22 protein-coding genes are annotated in these 23127 nt (G+C 62.9%); 11 read left to right on the forward strand and 11 right to left on the reverse strand.

Annotated features, from left to right (window positions below):
• Positions 1 to 77: 77 nt before the first annotated feature.
• The 4 genes from NKJ77_RS26900 to NKJ77_RS26915 all read right to left on the reverse strand — a co-directional run bounded on the left by NKJ77_RS26900 (position 78) and on the right by NKJ77_RS26915 (position 3094).
• Positions 78 to 872 (reverse strand): amino acid ABC transporter ATP-binding protein, encoded by a 795-nt coding sequence (locus NKJ77_RS26900; protein WP_023673108.1) that lies wholly within the window; start codon positions 870 to 872, stop codon positions 78 to 80.
• A gap of 4 nt (positions 873 to 876) precedes the next feature.
• On the reverse strand, positions 877 to 1527 hold the full coding sequence (locus NKJ77_RS26905; protein ID WP_023684027.1) for an amino acid ABC transporter permease: 651 nt from the start codon (positions 1525 to 1527) through the stop codon (positions 877 to 879).
• Position 1528: 1 nt separating this feature from the next.
• Positions 1529 to 2194 (reverse strand): amino acid ABC transporter permease, encoded by a 666-nt coding sequence (locus NKJ77_RS26910; protein WP_023693641.1) that lies wholly within the window; start codon positions 2192 to 2194, stop codon positions 1529 to 1531.
• A gap of 69 nt (positions 2195 to 2263) precedes the next feature.
• The gene (locus NKJ77_RS26915; RefSeq protein WP_023702772.1) at positions 2264 to 3094 is read right to left on the reverse strand and encodes a transporter substrate-binding protein; all 831 of its coding nucleotides are present in this window, start codon (positions 3092 to 3094) and stop codon (positions 2264 to 2266) included.
• Between the two features lie 155 nt (positions 3095 to 3249).
• Here NKJ77_RS26915 and NKJ77_RS26920 point away from each other — a divergent pair, with 155 nt between their 5' ends.
• Positions 3250 to 4065: an IclR family transcriptional regulator gene (locus tag NKJ77_RS26920; protein WP_023702771.1), complete on the forward strand. Its 816-nt coding sequence runs from the start codon at positions 3250 to 3252 to the stop codon at positions 4063 to 4065.
• A gap of 24 nt (positions 4066 to 4089) precedes the next feature.
• Here the strand turns inward: NKJ77_RS26920 and NKJ77_RS26925 are convergent, their stop codons facing one another.
• Positions 4090 to 4293 carry a YdcH family protein gene (locus NKJ77_RS26925; RefSeq protein ID WP_023673103.1) on the reverse strand — a complete coding sequence of 68 codons (204 nt, stop codon included), beginning with the start codon at positions 4291 to 4293 and terminating at the stop codon, positions 4090 to 4092.
• 240 nt (positions 4294 to 4533) lie between these two features.
• Between NKJ77_RS26925 and NKJ77_RS26930 the strand changes: the two genes are divergently transcribed.
• The 6 genes from NKJ77_RS26930 to NKJ77_RS26955 all read left to right on the forward strand — a co-directional run bounded on the left by NKJ77_RS26930 (position 4534) and on the right by NKJ77_RS26955 (position 9807).
• A complete protein-coding gene (locus NKJ77_RS26930) occupies positions 4534 to 4713 on the forward strand; it encodes a YdcH family protein (protein WP_023684024.1) in 180 nt (59 codons plus the stop codon).
• Positions 4714 to 4999: 286 nt separating this feature from the next.
• Positions 5000 to 6253: a flavodoxin-dependent (E)-4-hydroxy-3-methylbut-2-enyl-diphosphate synthase gene (gene ispG, locus NKJ77_RS26935; RefSeq protein WP_352535994.1), complete on the forward strand. Its 1254-nt coding sequence runs from the start codon at positions 5000 to 5002 to the stop codon at positions 6251 to 6253.
• A 3-nt stretch (positions 6254 to 6256) separates the two neighbouring features.
• Positions 6257 to 7114, forward strand: a complete 858-nt coding sequence (locus tag NKJ77_RS26940) for a transglycosylase SLT domain-containing protein (protein WP_352535995.1) — start codon at positions 6257 to 6259, stop codon at positions 7112 to 7114.
• An 8-nt stretch (positions 7115 to 7122) separates the two neighbouring features.
• Positions 7123 to 7674 (forward strand): chloramphenicol phosphotransferase CPT family protein, encoded by a 552-nt coding sequence (locus NKJ77_RS26945; RefSeq protein WP_023825019.1) that lies wholly within the window; start codon positions 7123 to 7125, stop codon positions 7672 to 7674.
• Between the two features lie 164 nt (positions 7675 to 7838).
• Positions 7839 to 8975, forward strand: a complete 1137-nt coding sequence (locus NKJ77_RS26950) for a sterol desaturase family protein (RefSeq protein WP_155923329.1) — start codon at positions 7839 to 7841, stop codon at positions 8973 to 8975.
• A 79-nt stretch (positions 8976 to 9054) separates the two neighbouring features.
• Entirely contained in the window at positions 9055 to 9807 is a 753-nt protein-coding gene (locus tag NKJ77_RS26955) for a Stf0 family sulfotransferase (RefSeq protein WP_352535996.1), read from the forward strand.
• On the opposite strand, the gene NKJ77_RS26960 is transcribed toward NKJ77_RS26955, so the two are convergent.
• From NKJ77_RS26960 to NKJ77_RS26970, 3 genes are all read right to left on the reverse strand, one after another.
• The gene (locus tag NKJ77_RS26960) at positions 9808 to 12150 is read right to left on the reverse strand and encodes a response regulator (RefSeq protein WP_352535997.1); all 2343 of its coding nucleotides are present in this window, start codon (positions 12148 to 12150) and stop codon (positions 9808 to 9810) included. It lies immediately after the preceding gene.
• An 85-nt stretch (positions 12151 to 12235) separates the two neighbouring features.
• A complete protein-coding gene (locus NKJ77_RS26965; RefSeq protein WP_023684018.1) occupies positions 12236 to 12421 on the reverse strand; it encodes a hypothetical protein in 186 nt (61 codons plus the stop codon).
• Positions 12422 to 12458: 37 nt separating this feature from the next.
• Entirely contained in the window at positions 12459 to 13478 is a 1020-nt protein-coding gene (locus NKJ77_RS26970) for a LacI family DNA-binding transcriptional regulator (RefSeq protein ID WP_031195645.1), read from the reverse strand.
• Positions 13479 to 13696: 218 nt separating this feature from the next.
• On the opposite strand from NKJ77_RS26970, the gene NKJ77_RS26975 reads away from it, so the two are divergent.
• The 4 genes from NKJ77_RS26975 to NKJ77_RS26990 all read left to right on the forward strand — a co-directional run bounded on the left by NKJ77_RS26975 (position 13697) and on the right by NKJ77_RS26990 (position 19028).
• A complete protein-coding gene (locus NKJ77_RS26975; protein ID WP_050591319.1) occupies positions 13697 to 14530 on the forward strand; it encodes an inositol monophosphatase family protein in 834 nt (277 codons plus the stop codon).
• Positions 14531 to 14591: 61 nt separating this feature from the next.
• Entirely contained in the window at positions 14592 to 15617 is a 1026-nt protein-coding gene (locus NKJ77_RS26980; protein ID WP_502896824.1) for an ABC transporter substrate-binding protein, read from the forward strand.
• A gap of 91 nt (positions 15618 to 15708) precedes the next feature.
• Positions 15709 to 17913 (forward strand): ABC transporter permease, encoded by a 2205-nt coding sequence (locus NKJ77_RS26985; protein ID WP_352535999.1) that lies wholly within the window; start codon positions 15709 to 15711, stop codon positions 17911 to 17913.
• A 14-nt stretch (positions 17914 to 17927) separates the two neighbouring features.
• Positions 17928 to 19028, forward strand: coding sequence for an ABC transporter ATP-binding protein (locus NKJ77_RS26990; RefSeq protein ID WP_050589925.1), 1101 nt, complete (start codon positions 17928 to 17930; stop codon positions 19026 to 19028).
• A 164-nt stretch (positions 19029 to 19192) separates the two neighbouring features.
• On the opposite strand, the gene NKJ77_RS26995 is transcribed toward NKJ77_RS26990, so the two are convergent.
• Genes NKJ77_RS26995 through NKJ77_RS27005 form a run of 3 tightly spaced genes read right to left on the reverse strand, consistent with a single transcriptional unit; the run spans position 19193 to position 23051 of the window.
• Entirely contained in the window at positions 19193 to 21574 is a 2382-nt protein-coding gene (locus NKJ77_RS26995; protein WP_352536000.1) for a xanthine dehydrogenase family protein molybdopterin-binding subunit, read from the reverse strand.
• Positions 21571 to 22563, reverse strand: a complete 993-nt coding sequence (locus tag NKJ77_RS27000) for an FAD binding domain-containing protein (protein WP_352536001.1) — start codon at positions 22561 to 22563, stop codon at positions 21571 to 21573. Before NKJ77_RS27000 ends, NKJ77_RS26995 begins: the two co-directional genes overlap by 4 nt.
• Positions 22560 to 23051, reverse strand: coding sequence for a (2Fe-2S)-binding protein (locus tag NKJ77_RS27005; RefSeq protein ID WP_023730815.1), 492 nt, complete (start codon positions 23049 to 23051; stop codon positions 22560 to 22562). Before NKJ77_RS27005 ends, NKJ77_RS27000 begins: the two co-directional genes overlap by 4 nt.
• Between the last annotated feature and the right edge of the window lie 76 nt (positions 23052 to 23127).

Below are 23127 nucleotides of genomic sequence, written 5' to 3' on the forward strand. Positions count from 1 at the left end.
TCCCAAGGGAAAGCGCTTCGCGCTTTTCCCGGGAAAACCGCTTACACTTTTCCTGGAATTGCTTCGGGCCGCCCATGTCAGAAATGCGAGGCGCGGAACCGCGCCAGGAAAGAGCGCAGGCGCTCATTGGTGGTCTCTTCGGCAAGGATCTCCTTCGGCGGGCCAACAGCGCTGACACCGCCATCGGCCATGAAGACAATGCGGCTCGAAGCGTCGCGGGCAAAGGCCATCTCGTGCGTGACCATCACCATTGTCATGCCGTCTTCGGCCAGGCTGCGCACAACGGCCAGCACCTCGCCGACCAATTCGGGATCGAGCGCGGAGGTGATCTCGTCGAGCAGCAGGATCTTTGGCTCCATGGCGACTGCCCGCGCTATGCCGACGCGCTGCTGCTGGCCCCCGGAGAGTTCCGCCGGCAGGCTGTCGGCCTTGTGGGCGAGGCCGACGCGGCTCAGCCAATGCTCGGCGATCTGGCGCGCCTCGGCCTTGCTCTTGCCGCGCACCTTGGTGAGGCCGAGCATGATGTTGCCGGCGGCGGTGAGGTGCGGAAACAGGTTGAAGCTCTGGAACACCATGCCGGTTTCGGCGCGCATATTGGCAAGGTCGCGCTCGCTGCGCCGCTGGCGCGCGCCGGCCTCACGAAAACCGACCTCCTTGCCGTCGATGCGGATCGAACCTGAGTCGTAGCTTTCGAGAAAGTTGACGCAGCGCAGCAGGGTGGTTTTGCCGCTGCCGGAAGGGCCGATGACGGTGACCACCTCGCCCCTGTCCACCTTGAGGCTGACCGAGCGAAGCACCTCGACCGAACCAAAGGCTTTCGAGACCCCGGCAATGTCGAGAAGGGCAGCATTGTCGTTCGAGCTTGTGGCCATCGTGCTAGTCCCGGATGAAGGCAAAGCGCCGTTCCAGCCGCCGGCTGGCGTAGGAAAGCGCATAGTTGACGGCGAAATAGATCAAGGCGCCGAGGATGTAGAGCGGCATCGCCTCATAGGTGCGGCCGATGACCTGGTTGATCGCCTGCATCAGGTCGGTGATGCCGAGCAGCGAGACCAGGGCGCTGCCCTTGACCGCATCGGTGACGCCGTTGATCCAGGGCGGCAGGAAGCGCCGGAAGGCCTGCGGAAAGATGACGTAGGTGAGCCGCTGGCGAAAAGTCAGCCCAATGGCCATCGCCGCTTCTGACTGGCCCTTGGGAATAGAGCCGACGGCGCCCCGGAGATACTCAATGACCTGCGCCGTCTTGAACAAGGTCAGCGCCAGCACCGCCGCCGAGAAGGATTGCAGATGCAGGCCGATGGCCGGCAGGCCGTAATAGACGAAGAACATCAGCACCAGGATCGGGATGCCGCGGATGGTGTCGGAGAAGATGCGCACGGCCCAGCGCAGCGGCGCCGGGCCGTAGACCAGGCCGACGCCGAGCGCGACGCCGGCAATCAGCGACAGCACCACGACCAGCAGCGACACCCACAAAGTGATGGCGAAGCCCTGGGCGAGGAACGGTACGGCGTAGAGGATCTGGCTCAGCATGTCAGCGCGCAGCCCTGAACCGGCGTTCGACCAGCCGCAGCCCGAAGAGCAGGGTGTAACCGGTCACCAGGTACATCGCCGTCGTCACCAGATAGACCTCGACGATGCGGAAGGTGTTGAAGTTGATCCACTGGGCGCCGAAGGTGAGCTCGGGCACCGAGATCACCGAGGCGATCGACGTGTCCTTGAACAGCGAGATGAAGGTGTTGGACAGCGCCGGCAGCGTGATGCGCAGCATGGTCGGCAGGCGCACATGAACCAGCCGCTGCCAAGGCGTGAGCCCGATCGCCTTGCCGGCATCGAGCTGGCCGCGCGGCACGGCTTCGAGGCCGGAGCGGAACACCTCGACCAGATAGGCGCCGCTATAGACCGACAGCGTCAGCACGAACGAGGTCGGCGCGTCGTAGGCGACGTCGATCACCGTCGGCAGGCCGTAGAAGACAAGATAGACGAGCAGGATCAGCGGCACGTTGCGGATGAATTCGACGTAAGCCGCAATGATGGCGCGCACCACGCGTCCGGCCGAGACATACCAGACCGCCAGCACCAGGCCGATGACGACGCCGATGGCAATCGAAATCACGGCAAGCTCGAGGCTGAGCAGAAGGCCGCCCCACAGCTTGTCGAAATGGCGCCAGATCAGGTTGAAGTTGAGCGTATAGCCCATGCGTCTCCCGCAATAACCAAGGGGATGCGAACTAGAAGGCGGAAGGGCTAACCCTTCCGCCAGCACTTGTCAGACAACCGGGAAACCGGGATGGCGGGCCGGCGGCTCCTGGCCGAAATAGTCCTTGAAGGCGGCGTCGTAGAGTGCGGTCTCATGGCCGAACATGGCGATGGTGAAGGTCTGGTTGACGAAGGTCAGCCAGTCCAGGTCGCCCTGCCTGACCGCCGCGCCGTAGAGCATCGAGTACCAGCTCTTGCCGGCATCGAAATATTTGTCGGGGTTGCGCGAGGCCAGCCAGCGCACGGTTGAAAGATCGACGGCGGCGGCATCGGCGCGTTTCGATTCCAGTGCCTGCAGCACATTGGCCTGGGTGTCGATCTGCAGCACCTGCGCCTCCGGCAGGGCGTAATGGACCGAGCTTTCGGCATCGACATTCTGCAGGATCGAGATGCGCGTCGCCGAGCCGCCGGCGAGCAGCTTGTCGAAGGTCTTGTTTTCCGCAGTCGGCAGCGTCAGCAGGGCGACGCCCTCGACATAGTATGGCCTGGAGAAGTGGATCAGCTGCGAGCGCTGCGCGGTCATGGTCATGAACTGGATGGTGATGTCGACCTTGTTGGTGGTGACATTGGGGATGCGCTGCGCCGGATCCTGCATGACGAACTCGACCTTGCTCGGATCGTCGAACAGACCCTTGGCCAGGATGCGGCCCATGGTGATGTCCATGCCGACCAGCTCGCCGGCATCGTTTTCGAAATGCCATGGCGCGTTGGTGCTGCCGGTGCCGACGATCAGCTTGCCGCGGTCAAGCGCGGTGCGCAGAACGCTGTCGGATGCGGCTTGTGCCGCCGCCTTTTCGGCGCTGACAACGGTCATCACGCCCGCCGTTGCGAGCCCGGCCATGCCCAGTTTCAGAAAATCTCGTTTGGATGTGTCGTTCACTGCGACCTCCTGTTGTTTGAGTTCCCCTTACAGACACACGTGTCGCCGACCTGATTGTCTCTTACAATAGACACATGTATCCTATACAAGACAGATACTAACATCAGGAATCAGTTATGCAAGACAGCAATGGACTCACGGATCGGGCGGAGCTTGGTCCAGCCGAGAGCCCGACGCCCGACAAGACCTCCGGCTCGCGCGAGAAGGGCCTCAACCGGGTGCTGGAGATCCTGGACTTCCTGCATGTTACGCAGCGCGCCATCGGCATTGGCGATCTCGCCAAGGGGGTGAATGCGCCGCGCTCCACCGCCTATACGCTGGTGCGCTCGCTGGTCGATGCGGGTCTCCTGGAGATGGAGGGCGACGGCAACCGGGTCTATTTCGGCAAGAAGCTCTACCTCTATGGAATGGACTATGTCAGGGGCAACGACCTGCTTAGGCGGGGCCGGCAGGAGGTCGACAATCTGTCGCGCGAGACCGGCGAGACCTCCGAATTGTGCATGCTGCAAAGCGGGCGCTATACCATCGTCCATTCCAGCCCCGGCACCAGGCCGTTCCGCATCAGCTCGGCCACCGGCCTGCAGATCCCGCTGCCATGGACGGCATCGGGGCGGCTGCTTCTGGCCGGATTGGAAAGGGCCGCCATCCAGGACATGGTCTCGGAAGACGACCTTTTGCTGCCCGACGGCCGCAGGCTGCAGTTCGACGACTTCATTGCCGATATCGCGACGGCCAGAACGACCGGCTATTGCATCACTTCGGGGCTGGTCGACGCCTACACCAAATGCCTGGCCGCCCCTGTCTTCGCGGCCGCCGGCAAGGTCGAGGCGACGATGTGCCTGGTGGTGCCGATCGACACTTCAGCGGAGAAGACCGACGAATTGCTGACGTTGCTGCGCCATCGCGCGGCGCGGCTGTCGATAGCGGGGTGAGCAGTTAGGCCCCGAGGCCGTCGGCTAAGCGATGATGTCCGGAATGATCTTGTCTTCCAGCGCCATCAGCCGGTCCTTGAGGAAAAGCTTCTTCTTCTTCATACGCTGGATCTGCAAGGGGTCGCAGCCCATGGCGATCATCGCATTGATGGCCGCGTCGAAATCGGCATGCTCCTGCTTCAGGCGGGAAAATTCGAGGCGGACATCGGCCTTTTCCTGGTCGGACATTCTCTACCGTCTGCATGTCTGCGGCGCCCGGCAATGGGCATGATTGGGCGGGGGCGGCATCAATTGCCGCCGGCGCGCAGCCAATATCACATATCACATTGTCGTGGAATGCTACCACGCAGCATTCGACATCGCAGCCGGATGGTGGCAGACTGTCATGGTGCCGTCACAGATGCGACCTGCGGTGGACGTGCCTTTGACGGCTGCAATCGAGGAAAACCATGAAAGGGAGAACCAATCATGTCTCTTGCATCCCATCTTGATGAGTTGCAGCGGAAACACGGTGACATCGAACGCGAGATCGACGATGCGATGAACCATCCATCGGTCGACGACCTCGAAATCGTGAATCTGAAGCGACGCAAGCTGGCACTCAAGGACGAGATTGAAAAACTGAAGGCGAAACCGACGAGACACTGACGCCCTTCCAGGATTAGAAGCGCCGCCTTGGCGCGTGACTATCGCTCCGGTGGCGACATGCCGCCGGAGGCCTGTTTTTGCTACTGATTCCGATACTGTTGGCCGGCGAAACCCGTCTGTGGGGCGCCGCGCTGCTGCGATTTGGCGGCTCTGCTTGTCTGTCGCCATTGACAAGCCATCTTTGCTCCTCCACCTCATGCCCGAACCTCAGCGCTGTGCGCTGATAGCTGTTTGAGCGTGCGTCGACGTGGACGTATGTCGCTCGGGTGATCAAGAGGCTGCCGGCATGACCGGGTATTTTTCCTCCCCCTTTGCGCGCCGGACATCGGTCGGCGTCGATGTCGGCGGCGTGGTCGTCGGCGGCGGCGCGCCGGTCGTCGTGCAGTCGATGACCAACACCGACACGGCCGATATCGACCAGACCGTCGCGCAGGTTGCGGCTTTGCATCGCGCCGGCTCCGAGATCGTGCGCATCACCGTCGATCGGGACGAGAGCGCCGCCGCCGTGCCGCGCATCCGCGAACGGCTCGAGCGGCTCGGCATCAATGTGCCGCTGGTCGGCGACTTCCACTATATCGGCCACAAGCTGCTGGCCGACCATCCAGCCTGCGCCGAGGCGCTGGCCAAATACCGCATCAATCCCGGCAATGTCGGCTTCAAGGACAAGAAGGACCGCCAGTTCGCAGCGATCGTCGAAATGGCGATCAGATACGACAAGCCGGTGCGCATCGGCGTCAATTGGGGGTCGCTCGATCAGGAGTTGCTCACCCGGCTGATGGACGAGAACCAGCGCCAAGGCTTTCCGCTGACGGCGGAGGAAGTAACCCGCGAAGCGATCGTGCAGTCGGCGATCCTGTCGGCCGAAATGGCCGAAGAGATAGGCCTCGCCCGCGAAAAGATCATCCTGTCGGCCAAGGTCAGCGGCGTGCAGGATTTGATCGCCGTCTACACCGAGCTTGCCACGCGTTCCAACCATGCGCTGCATCTTGGCCTCACCGAAGCCGGCATGGGCTCGAAGGGCATCGTCGCCTCGTCGGCTGCCATGGGCATCCTCTTGCAGCAAGGCATTGGCGACACCATCCGCATCTCGCTGACGCCGGAGCCGAATGGCGATCGCACTCGCGAGGTGCAGGTCTCGCAGGAACTGCTGCAGACCATGGGCTTCCGTCAGTTCGTGCCGATCGTCGCCGCTTGCCCCGGCTGCGGTCGCACGACCTCCACCGTGTTCCAGGAGCTCGCCCAGAACATCCAGGCCGATTTGCGCAAGAACATGCCGGTCTGGCGGGAGAAATATCCCGGCGTCGAGAACCTCAAGGTCGCGGTGATGGGCTGCATTGTCAACGGCCCCGGCGAATCCAAGCACGCCGATATCGGCATATCGCTGCCCGGCACCGGCGAGATGCCGACCGCACCCGTCTTCGTCGACGGCAAGAAGTCGGCGACGCTGCGCGGTCCGTCGATCGCCGCCGATTTCGAAAAAATGGTTGCCGACTATATCGAGCGGCGGTTTGGCCAGCACGGCAAAGCCGCGGCCGAATGAGCCATGCGGGGGCTGCTCAAAGCCGGGGTGATCCTGCTCTGCGGGCTGAGTGCCGGACAGGCACTTGCCGATCCACCGCAATCGCGCTCGGCGGCGAAACGATTGATCGGCCATGTCTGTGACCTGATCGAGACGCATGCCGAGCGGAACGGCCTGCCGAAGGATTACTTCGCCCGGCTGATCTGGAAAGAAAGCCGCTTCGATCCCAATGCGGTTAGCCCGGTGGGCGCCGAAGGCATCGCCCAGTTCATGCCGGGCACCGCCAAAATGCGCGGGCTGGCCGATCCTTTCGACATCGAGCAGGCGATCCCGGCTTCGGCGAAATATCTCGGCGAGATGAAGCTCGCCTACGGCAATCTCGGCCTGGCGGCGGCCGCCTACAATGCCGGCGAGAACCGGGTGTCGCGCTGGCTGGGTTCGGGCGGCTTCCTGCCGATGGAGACAGAGAGCTATGTCTTCGACGTCATGGGCGAACCCGTCGACAAGTTTTCCGACAGCGCTTACACCGGGACGGTCGAGCCGCTCGACGCGAAAACCAGCTTTGCCGTCGCCTGCCGCAAGCTGCCGGTGATCATGTCGAGAACCGTGGCGATGGCGTCGATCAATGTGAAGCCATGGGGCGTCCAGGTGGCCGGCAATTTCCGCAGGGGCGCGGCGATCAATCAGTGGCTGAGGGTCAGGAGCCGGTTTCCGGCGCTGCTTTCCGGTCGTGACCCGGTGGTCAGCCGGGTGCGCACGCCGATCGGCCGACGCGGCATCTACGCCGTCAGGATCGGCGTCGACGACCGCGCCGCCGCCAACGTCATCTGCCAGAAACTGCAAAGCGTCGGCGGCGCCTGTATCGTCGTGCGCAACCGATAGGGGGCGACATGACGGCCAAAATCGTCCTGCTTAATGGCGTCGGCAGCGCCGGCAAAAGCTTGATCGCCAGGGCGCTGCAAACAATCGCCACCGAGCCCTTCCTGCATGTCCAGATGGATGCTTTCATCGACATGCTGCCGCCGGCGCTGCAGGATCATGCCGACGGGTTTTCCTTTGAGACCGTGCTGGAAGACGGCAAGCCGTCGGTGGTGATCAGGAGCGGGCCGGTCGGCGCGCGAGCCATGCGCGGCATGCGCCATGCCATCGCCGCCATGGCCGGGCAAGGCAACAATCTCATCGTCGACGACGTGATCTTCAATGAAGAGATAGCGGAGTATGTCGAGTTGCTGTCGAGCTTTGACCTGCATCTGGTCGGCGTCATGGCGCCGCTGGAGGTGCTGGAAGCGCGCGAGGCCGCGTGCGCCGACAGGCTGCTTGGCCTGGCGCGCTGGCAATATGGACGCGTCCACAAGGGCATGGACTACGACCTCGAAGTCGACACCAGCCTGCTGACGCCGCTTGAATGCGCCCGTCGCATCCAGGAAAGATTCCGACTATAGTGGCCGGTGTCTTTGACACGATCGCAGCTTTTACCAATTGCCCAAAACGCAGATAGCCGTCTCTGGCCTGCAAAGTCGTGTCGATTAATATTTATGAGCCTTGCTGTAGTAAGACGGGTCGAAATTTCTGGCGAGACCTTTGGGGCCGTTAACGGGGGAACATCATGCCGGTGACAAATTTCCTTAGACGCGTCGTCGGTGAACTTGAAACGCCGCGCGCCAAACGGCCGTTCGGTTCTGGCTGGCTGTCCGGCTCGATTGGCTTGCTTGCCGGGGTCACCGCCCTGCTGATGGTCATCGTGCTGCGCTACCCGTCGCTTACATCGATGCCGGATCTGGCCCCCATCCACCAGATGCTGTTCTTCAAGCCGGTGCTCTATTTCGTCCTCATCTCCGGCTATATCCTGGCGATCCTCAGCATGACGCTGCGCAGGCAAAAGACGCTCGGCGCGGCAGCCATGTTCACTGTGCTGCTGGCGTCGCTGGTCGGCATGCTTCCGGTGCGCCATCAACTGCACATAGACGGGGTGTTCTTCGGGCTCGATTTCTTCATCCTGAACGCCTTGTTCATGGGTGTGCTGTTCGTCCCGCTCGAACGTCTTTTCGCGCGCAACAAGGATCAGACCGTGTTCCGCGACGAATGGCGCGAGGACCTGTTCTACTATCTGGTCTCATCGCTGCTGGTGCAGATTTTGACCTACCTGACCTTGGCGCCGTCCAACTTCGTCAATGCGCAGGGCGCCCTTGGTTCGGTGCGCGCCTGGGTCCACGACTTGCCGTGGCTGGTGCAACTGCTGGCGGTAATGTTCCTGACCGACTTTGCCCAGTATTGGGTGCATCGGGCCTTTCATCGCATTCCCTGGCTGTGGAAGTTCCATGCCGTGCACCATTCCGCCAAGTCGATGGACTGGATTGCCGGTGCGCGCATGCATTTCCTGGAAATTATCGTGCTGCGCAGCCTGACGGCCACCCCGATGTTCGTGCTGGGGTTCGATGAATCGGCTATCCAGACGTATATATTGATCGTCTACGTCTATTCGTCTTTCATCCATTCCAACATCGGAACCAGTTTCGGTCCAGTCGAAAAGGTGCTGGTGTCGCCGCGTTACCACCACTGGCATCACGGCCTCGAGAAAGAAGCGATCGACGTAAACTTCGCCATCCATTTCCCGCTGCTCGACCGGCTGTTCGGTACCCACCATATGCCTGAAGGACGCTGGCCGAACGGCTACGGCATTCACGGACATCCCGTTCCGAACGGATACTGGCAGCAATTCCTCTATCCCTTCCGGCGCGGCTAGACTGGATCCATTAGCGAACCGCGCGTGTCACCGCGCCTGGCGAGGTAGCCCAATCCATGACAAGCGACAGAGCCCCCAGATGCGTGACGGCTACATAATCTGCGGCACGCCGAGAACCGGAAGCACATTGCTGTGCGGTCTGCTGGCATCGATGAAAACAGCCGGCGATCCGCACTCCTTCTATAGGCGGGAGGACAAGGCGGAATGGGCCGAAGAGTGGAAATTGCCGCATCCCGAGACGATGAGCGCGCATGACTTCGATGTCGCCTACCTCAAGGCGGCAATCAGCGCGGGAAAGGGCGGAACAGCCGTCTTCGGCTTGCGCCTGATGCGGGAGAACCTGGGTGAACTCTCGGCCATCCTCGACCGGATCTACCCAGACCTGCCATCGGACAAAGCACGCTTTGAAAAGGCCTTCGGGCGGGTCCTCTACATCCATCTTTCGCGCGAAAACAAGCTGGCGCAGGCGGTGTCGCTGATCAAGGCCGAGCAGACCGGGCTTTGGCACATCGCGCCCGACGGAACCGAGATCGAACGAGTCGCACCGCCGCAGGAACCCCGCTACGATTTCAAGCGGATCCAGCGCGAGCTTGCCGAACTCGAAGCCTATGACGGGGCCTGGAACGTCTGGTTCGCGGAGCAGGGGATCGTCCCGCTGCGAATCGGCTATGAGCGCCTGTCAGCCGATCCGGCAGCGGCATTGGCATCCATCTGCGAGGCCTTGGGCGTTCCGGCGCCGAATGCCGCCGACGTAAAGCCGGGCGTCGCCAAGCTCTCGGACGAGATTAGTCTGGACTGGATGCGCCGCTATCGTCTGGACGCGGCGATTTGATCAAGCCCTCTTTACCGCCACCGTTTCGCTGAGCCATGTGCCGATCTTGCTGCCGAGACGGTCGGGCGACACCGGCTTGGGTAGATAGTCGTCCATGCCGGACTCGATACATTTGTCGCGGTCGCCCTTCAGTGCGTGCGCGGTGACGCCGATGATTGGTGTGTGATTGCCACTCGCTGCCTCCGCCGCCCGGATGGCGCGGGTCGCCTCGTAGCCGTTCATCTCCGGCATGGAGACGTCCATGAGGATCAGCTTCGGTCGCAGCGCCCGGTACATCTCGACGGCCGTGCGGCCATTGCTGGCGATGCGGTAGCTGAGGCCAAGCCCATTGAGGATCTGGCCGAACACCAGCTGGTTCACGTCATTGTCCTCGGCGATCAGAATATCGATCGGGCCGTTTGGCGTGGCGATCGATTCAGGCACTGTGGCCGCCGGAATTGCCGGGCCGCGAATGAAGGTGAAGGCGGGTGGCGCCACAGGTGCCGCCTGCGGAACAACAGGCTCGCGAACGAACTGGGCCTTGCCGATCTGGGCCCGCGCTTTCTGGATTGCCGAGATGACGGTGCCGAGCAGGACGGCCGAGCGCGCCGGCTTGGTGAGATGCGCGGCGATGCCGAAATCGATGACCATCTTGCCGAAATCGACCTGGTCGACGGAGGTCAGCAGCACCACCGGGATAGCGGAGAGACGGCTGTCGGCGGAAATCGCCTTGGCGACATCGGCGCCGTTCATGCCGGGCATTTGGTAGTCGAGGATGATGCAGTCGACCGCAGCAGCGAGTTGGCTGGCCCGGTCTAGGAAGGCGAGGCCGACGGCGCCGCTTTCGGCGGCCGCGCAGTCGAAGCTCCAGCTTCTGAGCTGCTCCAGCAAGATCTCGCGGTTGACCGGGTTGTCGTCGATGACCAGCACGCGGGCGCCGGTGACGTCGACCGGCACGATCTCGTTGCGCGTGTCCTGCTGATGCGCCGGCAGCGGCACGGCGAACCAGAACACCGAGCCGCGGCCGATCTCGCTTTCGACGCCGATCTTGCCGCCCATCAGATCGATGAGGCGGGCGGCGATGGCAAGGCCGAGGCCGGTGCCTTCATGGCGGCGCGTCGACGAGCCGTCGACCTGCGCGAATTTCTCGAACACGTTCTCGAGCTTCTCGGCAGGAATGCCGATGCCTGTGTCCTCGACGCGGACCTTGAGCTGGACCATGCCGTCGACCACCTCGCCGCCGACATCGATCAGCACATGGCCCTTCTCGGTGAACTTCACCGCATTGCCGAGCAGATTGGTGACGATCTGACGGAACCGTCCGGCATCGCCGACGACATGGGCAGGCAGGCGCGGGTCGACGCGCACGATCAGCTCGAGGTTCTTTTCGGCGACGCGCGCCGACACCAGTGTGGCCACGTCCTCGACCGCTTCGGCAAGCCGGAAGGGTGCAGGATCGAGCGTCAGCTGACCGGCATTGATCTTGGAGAAATCGAGGATGTCGTTGATGATGGTGAGCAGCGCATTGCCGGACTTGACGATCACTTCGGTGAAGGTCTTCTGGCGTGCGTTAAGCTCGGTCTTGGCAAGCAGTTCGGCCATGCCCAGCACGCCATTCATCGGCGTGCGGATCTCATGGCTCATATTGGCCAGGAATTCCGATTTGGCGCGGTCGGCCGCTTCGGCCTTGAACAAGGATGCGGCGGATTCGGTGAAGGCGCGGCGGATTGCCTTTTCCATCGGCCGGAAGATCCAGAGGGCGACGATGGCAAGAACCGCGAACAGAAGGCCGCTTGCCCACAACAGCAGCCTGTCGCTGGAGGCGTCGGCCAGATGGCGTTCGCCATCCATGGCGGTCCGCACACGCATCAGCATCGGCTGGACGAACAGGTCGTTCTGGTTGAGGATTTCGCGCGAGCTCCATTCGTCGGTCTGTTGCGCTGCCGACATCAGGTTGAAGTTGCGCACGATGTCGCGCGACGACCAGAACAGGTCGCCGTTGACGGCGGCCGACGAGAGTTCGTCCAGCGTTTTGGCCGACAGGCTCGGCTTGATCGCGGCCAACTCCGCGGACAGTGTTTCGATCTCGCTGGTCAGGCGTTGCGAATGGCCGCGCGCTGCGGCGGCAAGGCCGTCACGGGTTTCGGTGCGCCAGGTCGTGCTGGCGGTTTCGGCAAAGCTGGAGGCGTTGCGCAGGTCGCGGGTGAAGACGACGAGATTGCTGCTCAGCGCGTCGATGTCGTGGCGGAAGGAATTGACGCGATTGAGCGCAAACATCACCGCGGTGGAAGCCAGCGCAAAGATGAGCAATCCCGAGATGTAGCGGATCCGGATCGAGCGGATGAAGAAAGAATATTCCGGCATGCGCAACCCCAACACATACGCATCATTTTAACGGTCGGGATTACGCTTGATTTACATTAAAATTCCGTTCGCGCCTGGCGGGCCGTCAAGATCCTGGCTGCACGTGCCCGGAGTTGGCGCCATAGAGGGTGGCATCGCATTCGCGCATCATGCGCAGTGCTTCTTCCTCGGTCAGGCCGAACTTGCGCATCATGCTCCGGATTTCGGGGCCTACAGCTATCTCCACCGGTCTTGCCGCCTGGCGGGTCTTCCTGGCCTTTTTCTTGGACATCAGTACGTTTCCCGTCTTGACCGACACATGTTTCGCATCAGCCCTGGCCCGGCCTCACCGTGCTGCGCCAGACCATGGGCGCATGGCAGATCAGGCGGCTGCCAGCCTCCTCCCGCGCGCCGGTCGCGAGCCGCACGGCGCGCCTGGCGATCTCCTCGATCGGCGGCGAGAACGTCGTCAGCCGGTAAGAGGCCCAGTCGGCCTGTTCAATGTCGTCAAAGCCGATGACGCAGAGATCGCGGGGTACGTTGATGCCGAACTCGTGGCGGGCCGCATCGAGAAAGCCGCACGCAATCAGGTCGGTCACGCAGAACGCCGCATCCGGCCGCTGCCGGCCGGAAAAGAGTCGCCTGGCGCCATCGGCTCCGGTGGCATAGCCGGTGCGGCCCTCGCGCCACACGGTCACCTCCAGCCCTTCCTTCTGCGCGGCGGTAAGGAAGGCGGTTTCGCGGGAGAGCAGGCTGGGCGTGCCGGCAGCCGAGGTCACCAAAGCGGGGCGGGTACAGCCGGCCCGGATGAAGGCATGCAGCGCTGCCTCTGCGGCTGCAGCGTTGTCGACACCGATATTGTGCGGGCCGTCGAAGCGGTCATCGCGATTGATCAGCACCAGCCGCTGGCCGTTCTCAAGACAGGTGCGGATCAGCAACTGCGGCGGCGAGCCGGACAGAACGATGCTCGCATCGGCGCGATAGTTCAGCGTGTTGCGCAGCGCCTGGTCGACATGGTGGCTGGGGCCGGAGGTGTTGAACACCATGGCCATTTTGCCGGCGTCCCGCAGATGTTGGGTCAGCGCCTTCTGCAGGCGGGCATGATAGGGCGTGTCGCCATCGGCAACGATGAGGCAGACAATGCCGGTCGAGGCCCGCATCAGGCCGCGAGCCAGATGGTTGACGTGATAGCCGAGTTGCTCGGCCGCCAGCATCACCCGCTCGCGGGTTTCCCCGGAAACGGAAGCGCCAGGCGTGAAGGTACGTGACACGGCCGAGCGCGAAACCCCGGCGAGGTCGGCAACCTGCTGGGCGCTGGAAAAACCGGTGCGGATTCTCGGAACCGTCAAGCCAATGCTCTCGCTGCTGTTTTCGTGATTCTTTGCACGCCCGTGCAATGTAATGCAACTCTTCTGCCATTGCCACCCACCGCACTTGACAGGCATGGCCGAATGCAACAGCTTTGCACAGCCGTGCAATACAAGCCGGCTCAAGAGTGGCATCGGAGGAATACCCTGTCCATTTCGCCGAAGACGGCATTGAGGGCGCGATTGTCCGGACCGGCTGCATGAGCAGGGCGGCGGCGCATCCGAAGGCGGACCGGCTGTCCGAGGCCGAGATGGACAGGCGTGCCGAGGTCTGCCGGAAACTGCTTGTCACGGCCGGGCAACTGGCGATGGAAGGCTATGCCCGGCAGGGCGCCGTCCAGCCGGTGGCGATGAAAGGCCCGCAGGATTTTCTCACTGAAACCGACGGCAAGGTCGAGGAGCACATCCGCGCGACGCTCGCAGAGGCTTTTCCGCAGGACGGGTTTTTGGGCGAGGAAGGCGGCGGCATCGGCTCTGCCCGCATGTGGGTCGTCGACCCGATCGACGGCACGGCCAATTTCATGCGCGGTATTCCGCATTTCTGCATTTCGATAGCTTTCGTCGAGGACGGCCGCAGCGAGATCGGCGGCATTGCCAATCCGGCCGTCGGCGAAACGTACTTTGCCCGTCGCGGGCAAGGCGCGACGCGCAATGGCGCGCCGATCCATGTGTCGCCGACGCAAGCGTTCGACCGCGCCTTTGTCGAGTTCGGCTGGTCGCCCAGGATTCCCAATCGCGACTATCTGGACAAGGTGAGCCTTGTCTGGGCACTCGGCGCCAATGTGCGGCGCTCCGGCTCCGGAGCGCTTGGGCTGGCCTATGTGGCCGACGGCCGCTCGGATGCCTATGCCGAGCTGCACATCAATTCGTGGGACTGCCTGGCCGGATTGCTGCTGGTGGAGGAGGCCGGCGGCCGTGTGAACCGGTTCCTCGACGGCGACGGCATGGCGAAGGGCAATCCCGTGCTAGCGGCAGCACCCGGCGTTGCGGCGACATTGTCCCAGGTGATCGGAGTGCCGCTCGACGACGGGTAGATCGTTTCCAGTGAGAAGACAGGGAGGAATATCGATGAAGACATTTGACAGTAAGCAAGGCTTGCGCGCCGCCTGGCTTGGCCTTGGCGCGGCGCTGGCCTTGTTCGGATTGGCGAGTGCCGCCCAGGCGGCCGCCCGCAGCCTCACAATGTATTGCGCCGTCGACGAGGCCTGGTGCCGGGCGATGGCGACCACCTACCAGAAGGAGACGGGCGTCAGCGTCGACATGACCCGCATGAGCGCCGGCGAAATCTACGCCCGCCTCCGGGCCGAGAAGGACAATCCGCAAGCCGATATCTGGTGGGGCGGCACCGGCGACCCGCATCTGCAGGCGGCGGAAGAGGGCCTCACCCAGGAATACAAGTCGCCGCAACTGGCAAACCTGCGCGACTGGGCGCTGAAGCAGGCCGACAGGTCGAAGAACCGCACGGTCGGCATTTATCTCGGTGCGCTCGGCTACGGCTACAATGAGGAAGATCTGAAGCAGCGCGGGCTGACCGCGCCGGCGTGCTGGGCCGATCTGGTCAAGCCGGAATTCCAGGGCGAGATCGAGATGGCCGACCCGAATTCATCGGGCACGGCCTGGACCATGCTTGCCACCATCGTCCAGCTGATGGGCGAGGACAAGGCATTCGACTATCTCAAGCAGCTCAACAAGAACATCGCCGAATACACCAAGGCAGGGGCCGCGCCGGCGCTCGCCGTCGGCAAGGGCGAGACGCTGATCGGCATCTCCTTCCAGCACGACGTGATCAATGCCGCGAAACAGAACCCTGCCGTGAAGGTGGTGTCGCCTTGCGAGGGCACCGGCTTCGAGATCGGCTCGATGAGCATCGTGACGGGCGCCAAGCATGTCGAAGAGGCGCAGAAATTCTACGACTGGGCGCTGAGCCCGGATGCGCAGAAGCTCGCGGCGCCGAACGGCAGCTTCCAGATCCCGTCGAACACCGCCACGCCGGTGCCGCCCGAGGCGCCGGACCTCTCGAAGATCAAGCTGATCGACTACGACTTCGCCAAATACGGCTCGTCGGCCGAACGCAAGCGACTGTTGAAGAAGTTCACCGACGAGGTCCGCAATGGCGGCTGAGCGCGTTCTTTTGCGCTCACTCTAGCATCTGATCGCCGGCATCCCTTAGCGGCAGCCGGCGCACCATCCTTTGGCAACAGAAAGACATTGAATGGCCGCGGCCGGTTCCATGGTCAGTTCCGCTCCTGGACGCAGCGCGCTCCCCTGGGTAATGGCCGCGTGGGCGAGCTTCGTGCTCTTGCCTTGGTACAAGGTCGAAGGCGGCTTCCTTTCGTTCGACTGGCTGGCACAGCCGGCGGATGCGACGCCGGCCATCATGCTGGCGCTCGGTGGCCGGCCCTGGCTGTTGCCGCTTATCCTGCCGCTTCTGCTGGCGAGCTGGCTGGTGGCGCGCAACAACCCCAAGAGCCTGGCGGTTGCAGGCGCGGCGGGCCTGCTCTGGCTGGCCATCGAAGGCTTTTCCATCATCCATTCGGGCTGGGGATTTGGCTTGCTTACCCGGATCGCCGGCACGCCGGGACCGATGCAGCCGGGGCTTGGCTGGGGCGCGGCGCTCTATGCCGTGGCGATGCTGATGTTCATCGCCGAGGCGCTCGCTGCGCGGGGATGGTGCAAGGGCGACCGTTTCGTCGTCGGCTCGCTCTCAATCGTGATTGCTTCGCTGATCCTGTTCGTCGCCTATCCGCTGCTGTCGATCCTCACCTCGGCCATCAAGGACAATGACGGCAATGTCGTGCCGGCGCTGTTCTTCGATAAGATCTTTAGCGCCAACATATGGAGCCTGCGCTGCCTCTATGGCGAGGGCTCCTGCGGCGTGGCGTGGAACACGGTGGCGATCGCAGTCCTCGTCGGCTTTTTCTGCACGGCGCTCGGCCTAGCGCTGGCGCTGATCGCGCTACGCACCAAGCTGCCGGCCAAATGGTTGCTGCGCGGCCTGTCCATCCTGCCGATCATCACGCCGCCCTTCGTCATCGGCCTGGCGCTGATCCTGCTGTTCGGCCGCGCCGGCATCGTCACCAACCTCATGTCGGTGCATCTCGGCATTCCGCGCAGCCGCTGGATCTATGGCATGGCCGGCATCACCATCGCGCAGGTGCTGGCCTTCACGCCGATCGCCTTCCTGGTTTTGGTCGGCGTGCTGCAAGGGGTCAGCCCGAGCATGGAGGAGGCGTCGCAGACCTTGCGCGCCAGCCGCTGGCGGACGTTTCGCACCGTCACCTGGCCGTTGATCCGGCCGGGCCTGGCCAGCGCCTTCCTGATCTCGTTCATCGAGAGCATGGCCGATTTCGCCAATCCGCTGGTGCTGGGAGGCAATTTCAACGTGCTGTCGACCGATATATTCTTCGCGGTGGTTGGCGCGGCGCACGACCAGGGCCGCGCGGCGGTGCTGGCGATCGTGCTGTTGATGTTCACGCTGGCAGCCTTCGTCATCCAGCGCCGCTGGATCGGCAGCCGCAGCTACGTCACCGTTGCAGGCAAGGGCGATGGCGGCGTACCGGCGACGCTGCCCAAGGCCTTGCGGATCGGCTGCTACGCCACCGTCGTTCCGTGGCTGGTTCTGACCATCGTGGTCTACGGCATCATCCTGGGCGGCGGTTTCGTGCAATCGATCGGGCGCGACAACACGCCGACGCTCCAATATTTCCTCACCGCCTTTTCGATCGAGAAAGGTGTCAATGGCTGGTTTTTCAGCGGCTCGGCCTGGCCGTCGCTGCTGATGACCATCGGCCTGGCGCTGGTGGCGATGCCGTTCACCGCGGCGCTCGGCATCCTGACGGCCTATCTGCTCGACCGGCAGCGTTTCGCCGGGCGTACCATGTTCGAGTTCCTGGCCATGATGAGTTTCGCCATTCCCGGCACGGTGATCGGCGTCAGCTATATCCTTGCCTTCAACGTGCCGCCGGTGCAGTTGACCGGCACCGGGCTGATCATCGTCATCTCCTTCATCTTCCGCAACATGCCGGTGGCGATCCGTGCCGGGCTTGCCAATCTCGGACAGATCGACAAGAGCCTGGACGAGGCATCGCTGACGCTTGGGGCGCGGTCTTTTGCTACCTTGCGGCGGGTGATCCTGCCGATCCTGAAGCCGGCGATCGTGACCGCGATGATCTACAGTTTCGTGCGCGCGGTGACGGCGGTCAGCGCCGTCATCTTCCTGGCGAGCGGCCGGTTCAATCTCGCCACGGTCTACATTGTCGGGCGCGCAGATGTCGGCGAATACGGCATCGCGATTGTCTATTCGGCGGTGATGATCGTTGTCATGATGGTCATCCTCATCGGCATCCAGCTGCTGGTCGGCGAACGCCGGCTCGGCCGGCGCCGTGCGGGTCCGGAAGCCGTCGTGGCGGCAATCTGATGGGGAGAAGCGGCGTGGATCAGACGGCGAAGAATGCTGCCCCGGTTGTCACGGACAGGCCGGCCGTGCGGTTCGAGGGCGTCACCAAGAAATACGGCGCGGTGATCGCCGTCGACAATGTCAGCTTCGACATCGCGCCGGCCAGCCTGGTGACGCTGCTCGGGCCCTCGGGTTGCGGCAAGACGACGACGCTGCGGCTGATCGCCGGACTGGAACAGACCAGCACCGGGCGCATCCTGATCGACGACAAGGACGTCACCTTGCTGTCCGCCGCTGAGCGCGATGTCTCCATGGTGTTCCAGTCCTATGCGCTGTTTCCGCATATGAACGTGATGGAGAATGTTAGCTACGGCCTGCGGGCGATGGGGCTTGGCAAGGCGCAGGCAGCCGAGCGCGCCGCCGAAAAGCTGTCGCTTGTCGGCCTGTCCGGCTACGAGAAGCGCCAGCCGAGCGAATTGTCCGGCGGCCAGCAGCAGCGCGTCGCGGTGGCGCGCGCTATCGTGCTGGAGCCGAAGGTGCTGTTGTTCGACGAGCCGCTGTCCAATCTCGACGCCAAGCTGCGCCGGCGGGTGCGCGACGAAATCCGCGGCCTGCAGCAAGATCTGGCGCTGACCATGGTCTATGTCACGCATGACCAGGAAGAGGCGCTCGCCGTCTCCGACCGCATCATCGTCATGAACGCCGCTCGCGTCGCCCAGGACGGTACGCCGCGCGACCTCTACAACGAGCCGGCCAACCGTTTCATCGCCGACTTCATGGGCGACGCCAATCTGCTCGACGTCGAGGTGCTTTCCAGCAATGCGACCAGTGCAAGGGTCAAGGTCGGACCCTTGCTGCTCGACATGCCGGGTCGCGGTAACGCTCCGGGACCGGCGATGCTCGCTGTGCGCCCGAATGCCGTGCGAATCTTGCCCGGCCAGCCAGCGGGCACCATGAAGGGCCAGGTGGTCAAGAGCTCGTATCTCGGCGACCACATGGAATACCGGATCGCGATCAGCGATCCGGCGGTCGAACTGTTCGCGACATCGCCTGATGTCACACCCGCCGTGGCGGAAGGGACGATGGTCGGGATCGATTTCGATCCGGCGAAGATCGTGCTGATCAAAGACGATTGAACGCGCCGGGAAAACCGTTGCACACTTTCCCGGCGTTGCTTGGTGACGTTCAACAGGCGGCGACCAGGGATTAGCGACCCAGTTTTGCCTTGGGTTTAGAATCGTTGTTTTTGCATGCTCGCCTATTTGCGAGCCTGAGGGTCACCAGAGCGCATCGACCGAACTCAAACGAGCTTTTCCAGCGTGATCGGAAGGCTTCGAATGCGTTTGCCGGTCGCGTGGAAGACGGCATTACCGATCGCAGGTGCGACCCCTACGACACCGATCTCGCCGACGCCTTTGCCGCCAAGAGCGGTTGCCTGCATGTCCGGAATTCCAACCGAAATCACCTGGATGTCGGGCACATCGGCGTTAACCGGGACGGCATAGTCGGCAAAATTCGCGTTGATGGTGCGCCCGTCTCGCTGGTCGACGTAACCTTCTTCCAGGAGAGCCTGCCCGAGACCCATGACCATACCGCCGATCCACTGGCTTTCCGCAAGCTTCGGATTGAAGATCCTGCCGCTATCGAATGCCGAGACCATGCGCTTGACGCGGATCGTGCCAAAATCCTCATCGATCCGAACTTCCACGAAATGCGCACACCAGCTATGGGCCGAGACGCCTCCTTCCACAGCGCCCTTCAACTGTGCAAAACTGCGGTCAGCTCCGTTCTTCATCTCCTCGGTGGCGCCGGGAGCAAAGGTGTTACCCTCGATTTCCAGTTTGTCTTTGCCCACCGCCTTCAAGAGTTCCGCGATGCCGATACCGCCGTTCGGCCGTCGGGTCGGTTGCACCGAGCCGTTTTCGAACGTGAGGTCAGTCGCCTTCGAGGCTGCCAGCGGCGACTTCGGATCGGATGCGGCAAGCGCCAGCAAGGCGTCCCGTGCATTCCTGGCCGCCTTGTCCACCGCTCCCGTCAGGTTGTTGGCCTGCTGGGAACCGCCTGCGAGCGCCGATCTGGGGAGGAGGGTATCGCCCAGCCGCACCGCGACTGTCTCAACAGGAACGCCCAATGCGTCAGCCGCTGTCTGGGCGAGAATGGTATAGGTCCCCGTTCCCATGTCGGTGCCCGCGCTGAGGACTTCGATCTGTCCACTGGCATGGAGTACGATCTTGGCTTCGCTCGCGGTACGGATCATGGGGTATGACCCGGCGGCCATTCCATAACCGATCAACTCGCGGCCTTCGCGCATCGAGCGAGGGGCCGGGTTCCGGTTCCACCAGCCGAAGGCTTCCGCGCCCACGGCATAGGCTTCGCGTAACTGTCGAGTGCTCCACTTCATCCCATTGCTGGGATCCGTCTCCGCCCAGTTGGCAAGGCGCAGCGTGACCGGATCCATGCTGAGCGCGTACGCCAGCTCGTCGATCGCGCTTTCTACAGCATAGGCACTGGGGTTTTCGCCGGGGCCCCGTTTCCAGCCGGGCTGGACCGTATTGACCGGGACGACGTTGAGACGTGAAGAAAAGTTCGGCGTCGCATACATGATCTTCGTCACATTGTTGCAAGCCTCGATATGGACTTCGTCAATCGCCGTCTCGTTCCAGCTCTCATGGACGATCGAGCTTATCTTTCCGTCCTTCGAGGCTCCGATTGAGAGTGTCTGCCGTGTCGCCGGTCGGCCGCCAAGGCCGGTAAAGGTCTGCGGCCGCGTGAGAGAAACCTTGATCGGCCTGCCCAGTTTCCGCGAGGCCGCGCAAGCCAGCCCCACATGCGGATGTGCCCCGATCTTGGACCCGAACCCACCGCCGACATAGGGCGAGATCACCCGCACATTCTCGATGTCGATGCCGAGCCATTCCGACACGACGGTCCGTGCCCCGCCAACCCACTGGCTGGGCTCCCAGACGGTGATTTTCCCGTTGTCCCAGGAAGCGATGCACGCATGCGGCTCCATCGGCACATTGTATTCGCGTGACGTCGTGTAAGTGACGTCTACCTTGACCTCGGCATTGGCCAACGCTGTCGCCGCATCGCCCCACGCGGCACCCATCTCATCGATGGGCTGCACTTTTGCCTTGGGATCGTTGATGTCGAGAATAGGGTCGCCGTCCTCATATTCGATCTTGAGAAGACTTGCCGCTTCCGTTGCCTGCTCAAAGGTTTCTGCGACCACGAGCGCGATATGCATGCCGTTGAAACGGACCACATCGTCTTGAATTGGGGTAAATTCCTCGGTCGCTCCGCCGCCCTTGCTGTAGACGGTCGGCTTGTTGAGCTTCAGGGAATTCTGCGCGGTGTAGACATCCAGGACACCCGGTAGAGCCTTGGCGGCCGACGTATCGATACTGGCGATACGCCCTGCCGGCCGCGTCGATTGGACGGTAACGCCATAGGCCAGGTTCTCCAGCTTCTGCTCGATCGCATAGCGAACCTGCCCGGTTACTTTCAACGGGCCTTCGGCGCGGGAAAGCCTGGCACCGAGAGCTGGCGCCTTGGCGGGGACGGTCTCAGCCGCAACGGCTTTTGACGAGAGATCGACAGCGGCGCCAGCGACAGCGGCTACGCCGGCGCCGAGCTTCAAGACGGTGCGGCGGTTGAGTTCGAACGCGTTACCATGTGTCATGCGATACCTCCTACCGTCATCAGGGCGCGGGCCACGACCTTCGGTGCCAGTTCAATCTTGAATGCGTTGTGTCCGCTCGACTTCGCGCCGTCGCCGGCGGCTGACGAGGCGCTACGAAGCGTCGCCTCGTCGAGCGTCTTTCCCTTGAGCAAATTTTCGACGGCGCGCAGGCGCCAGGGTTTGGTGGCGAGGCCGCCGACCGCAATGCGTACTTCGCGAATTGTCTTGCCATCGGCTTCCAATTCGATTCCGACAGCGGCGCTGGCCGCGGCGAACTCGTACGACGCGCGATCCCGGACCTTGAGATAATGCGAGCGTTCCAGGGCTGCCGAACGCGGGATCTCGATCCCGACGATCATCTCTCCGGGCGACAGATTATGCTCAAGGTGTGCGGTATCGCCAGGGAGCAGGAAGAATTCGTCGGCGGGAATTTTGCGTTCGGAAGCTCCCCGGATGATGACCGTGGCGTCGAATGCCACCAGGGAAACCGCAAAATCTCCGGGGTAGATTGCTATGCACGCGTCACTCGTGCCGAGCACCGCGTGGTTGCGGTTGACGCCGTCAAGGGCAGCGCATCCGGAACCAGGATTGCGCTTGTTGCAGTTCGAATAAGCGCCCGGGTCCCGGAAGTAGGTGCAACGGGTTCGCTGCATCAAGTTTCCACCGATGGACGCCATGTTGCGCAGCTGTGCCGAGGCAGCGCGCCACAGGCTTTCGGAAAGCACCGGCGCAGCCTGCTTGATATCGGCGTGGTCGGCGACCTTGCTCATCTTGGCGAGCGCACCGATGCGAATGGCATCCGCCGATACCTGGATCGTGTCCAGGCCTGAAAGGCGTGTGATGTCGACCACCCGCGCAGGACGCTCGACATTCAGCTTCATGAGGTCAACAAGCGTGGTCCCACCGGCGAGAAATCTTGTCTCCGGCTTGGCAGCCTCGGCAATGGCCGTCGCGGCATCTTTGGCGCGGAGATACTCGAAAGGTCTCATAGTGCTGCCTCCTTCTTCAGGCGGCTGGCGGCATCGCGCACCGCGGCGACGATATGGGGGTAAGCGCCGCACCGGCAGATGTTGCCGCTCATGTATTCGCGGATGTCCTCGTCCGTATCGGCGTGGCCCTCACGAATGCATGCAACGGCCGACATGATCTGACCGGGGGTGCAATAGCCGCACTGGAATGCATCGTGCTCGATGAACGCGGTCTGGACTGCGTGCATCACGCCGTCGGCAGCCTGGAGGCCCTCGATCGTCGTGACCTGACGGCCTTCGACCTGGGCCGCCAGCGTCAGGCAGCTCAATACCCGCTCGCCGTCGACGTGGACGGTACAGGCGCCGCACTGCCCATGATCACAGCCTTTTTTCGTGCCGGGCAGGTTGGCATGCTCGCGTAGTGCATCCAGCAGAGTCACGCGTACATCAAGATTGAACTGGTGGCGCCGGCTGTTGATGTCCAAGGCTAGCTGTCGGGGCTCTGGCATGTCGTCTCCTCGAGTGGCGGGCGGGATATAGGACGCGAAGCTAATCGGACCGACGACGCCTGGCGGCATCAGTGGG

Origin of the sequence: Mesorhizobium sp. M0052 (genome assembly GCF_040323255.1) — a bacterium.
Lineage (GTDB): Bacteria > Pseudomonadota > Alphaproteobacteria > Rhizobiales > Rhizobiaceae > Mesorhizobium.

Coding starts and splice junctions, on each gene's coding strand:
- NKJ77_RS26905 (WP_023684027.1), bottom strand. CDS start 1,527: ATGCTGAGCCAGATCCTCTACGCCGTACCGTTCCTCGCCCAGGGCTTC.
- NKJ77_RS26965 (WP_023684018.1), bottom strand. CDS start 12,421: ATGTCCAAGAAAAAGGCCAGGAAGACCCGCCAGGCGGCAAGACCGGTG.
- NKJ77_RS26950 (WP_155923329.1), top strand. CDS start 7,839: ATGCCGGTGACAAATTTCCTTAGACGCGTCGTCGGTGAACTTGAAACG.
- ispG (WP_352535994.1), top strand. CDS start 5,000: ATGACCGGGTATTTTTCCTCCCCCTTTGCGCGCCGGACATCGGTCGGC.
- NKJ77_RS26940 (WP_352535995.1), top strand. CDS start 6,257: ATGCGGGGGCTGCTCAAAGCCGGGGTGATCCTGCTCTGCGGGCTGAGT.
- NKJ77_RS27000 (WP_352536001.1), bottom strand. CDS start 22,563: ATGAGACCTTTCGAGTATCTCCGCGCCAAAGATGCCGCGACGGCCATT.
- NKJ77_RS26945 (WP_023825019.1), top strand. CDS start 7,123: ATGACGGCCAAAATCGTCCTGCTTAATGGCGTCGGCAGCGCCGGCAAA.
- NKJ77_RS26985 (WP_352535999.1), top strand. CDS start 15,709: ATGGCCGCGGCCGGTTCCATGGTCAGTTCCGCTCCTGGACGCAGCGCG.
- NKJ77_RS26960 (WP_352535997.1), bottom strand. CDS start 12,150: ATGCCGGAATATTCTTTCTTCATCCGCTCGATCCGGATCCGCTACATC.
- NKJ77_RS26955 (WP_352535996.1), top strand. CDS start 9,055: ATGCGTGACGGCTACATAATCTGCGGCACGCCGAGAACCGGAAGCACA.
- NKJ77_RS27005 (WP_023730815.1), bottom strand. CDS start 23,051: ATGCCAGAGCCCCGACAGCTAGCCTTGGACATCAACAGCCGGCGCCAC.
- NKJ77_RS26975 (WP_050591319.1), top strand. CDS start 13,697: ATGAGCAGGGCGGCGGCGCATCCGAAGGCGGACCGGCTGTCCGAGGCC.
- NKJ77_RS26915 (WP_023702772.1), bottom strand. CDS start 3,094: ATGGCCGGGCTCGCAACGGCGGGCGTGATGACCGTTGTCAGCGCCGAA.
- NKJ77_RS26900 (WP_023673108.1), bottom strand. CDS start 872: ATGGCCACAAGCTCGAACGACAATGCTGCCCTTCTCGACATTGCCGGG.
- NKJ77_RS26925 (WP_023673103.1), bottom strand. CDS start 4,293: ATGTCCGACCAGGAAAAGGCCGATGTCCGCCTCGAATTTTCCCGCCTG.
- NKJ77_RS26910 (WP_023693641.1), bottom strand. CDS start 2,194: ATGGGCTATACGCTCAACTTCAACCTGATCTGGCGCCATTTCGACAAG.
- NKJ77_RS26995 (WP_352536000.1), bottom strand. CDS start 21,574: ATGACACATGGTAACGCGTTCGAACTCAACCGCCGCACCGTCTTGAAG.
- NKJ77_RS26920 (WP_023702771.1), top strand. CDS start 3,250: ATGCAAGACAGCAATGGACTCACGGATCGGGCGGAGCTTGGTCCAGCC.
- NKJ77_RS26930 (WP_023684024.1), top strand. CDS start 4,534: ATGTCTCTTGCATCCCATCTTGATGAGTTGCAGCGGAAACACGGTGAC.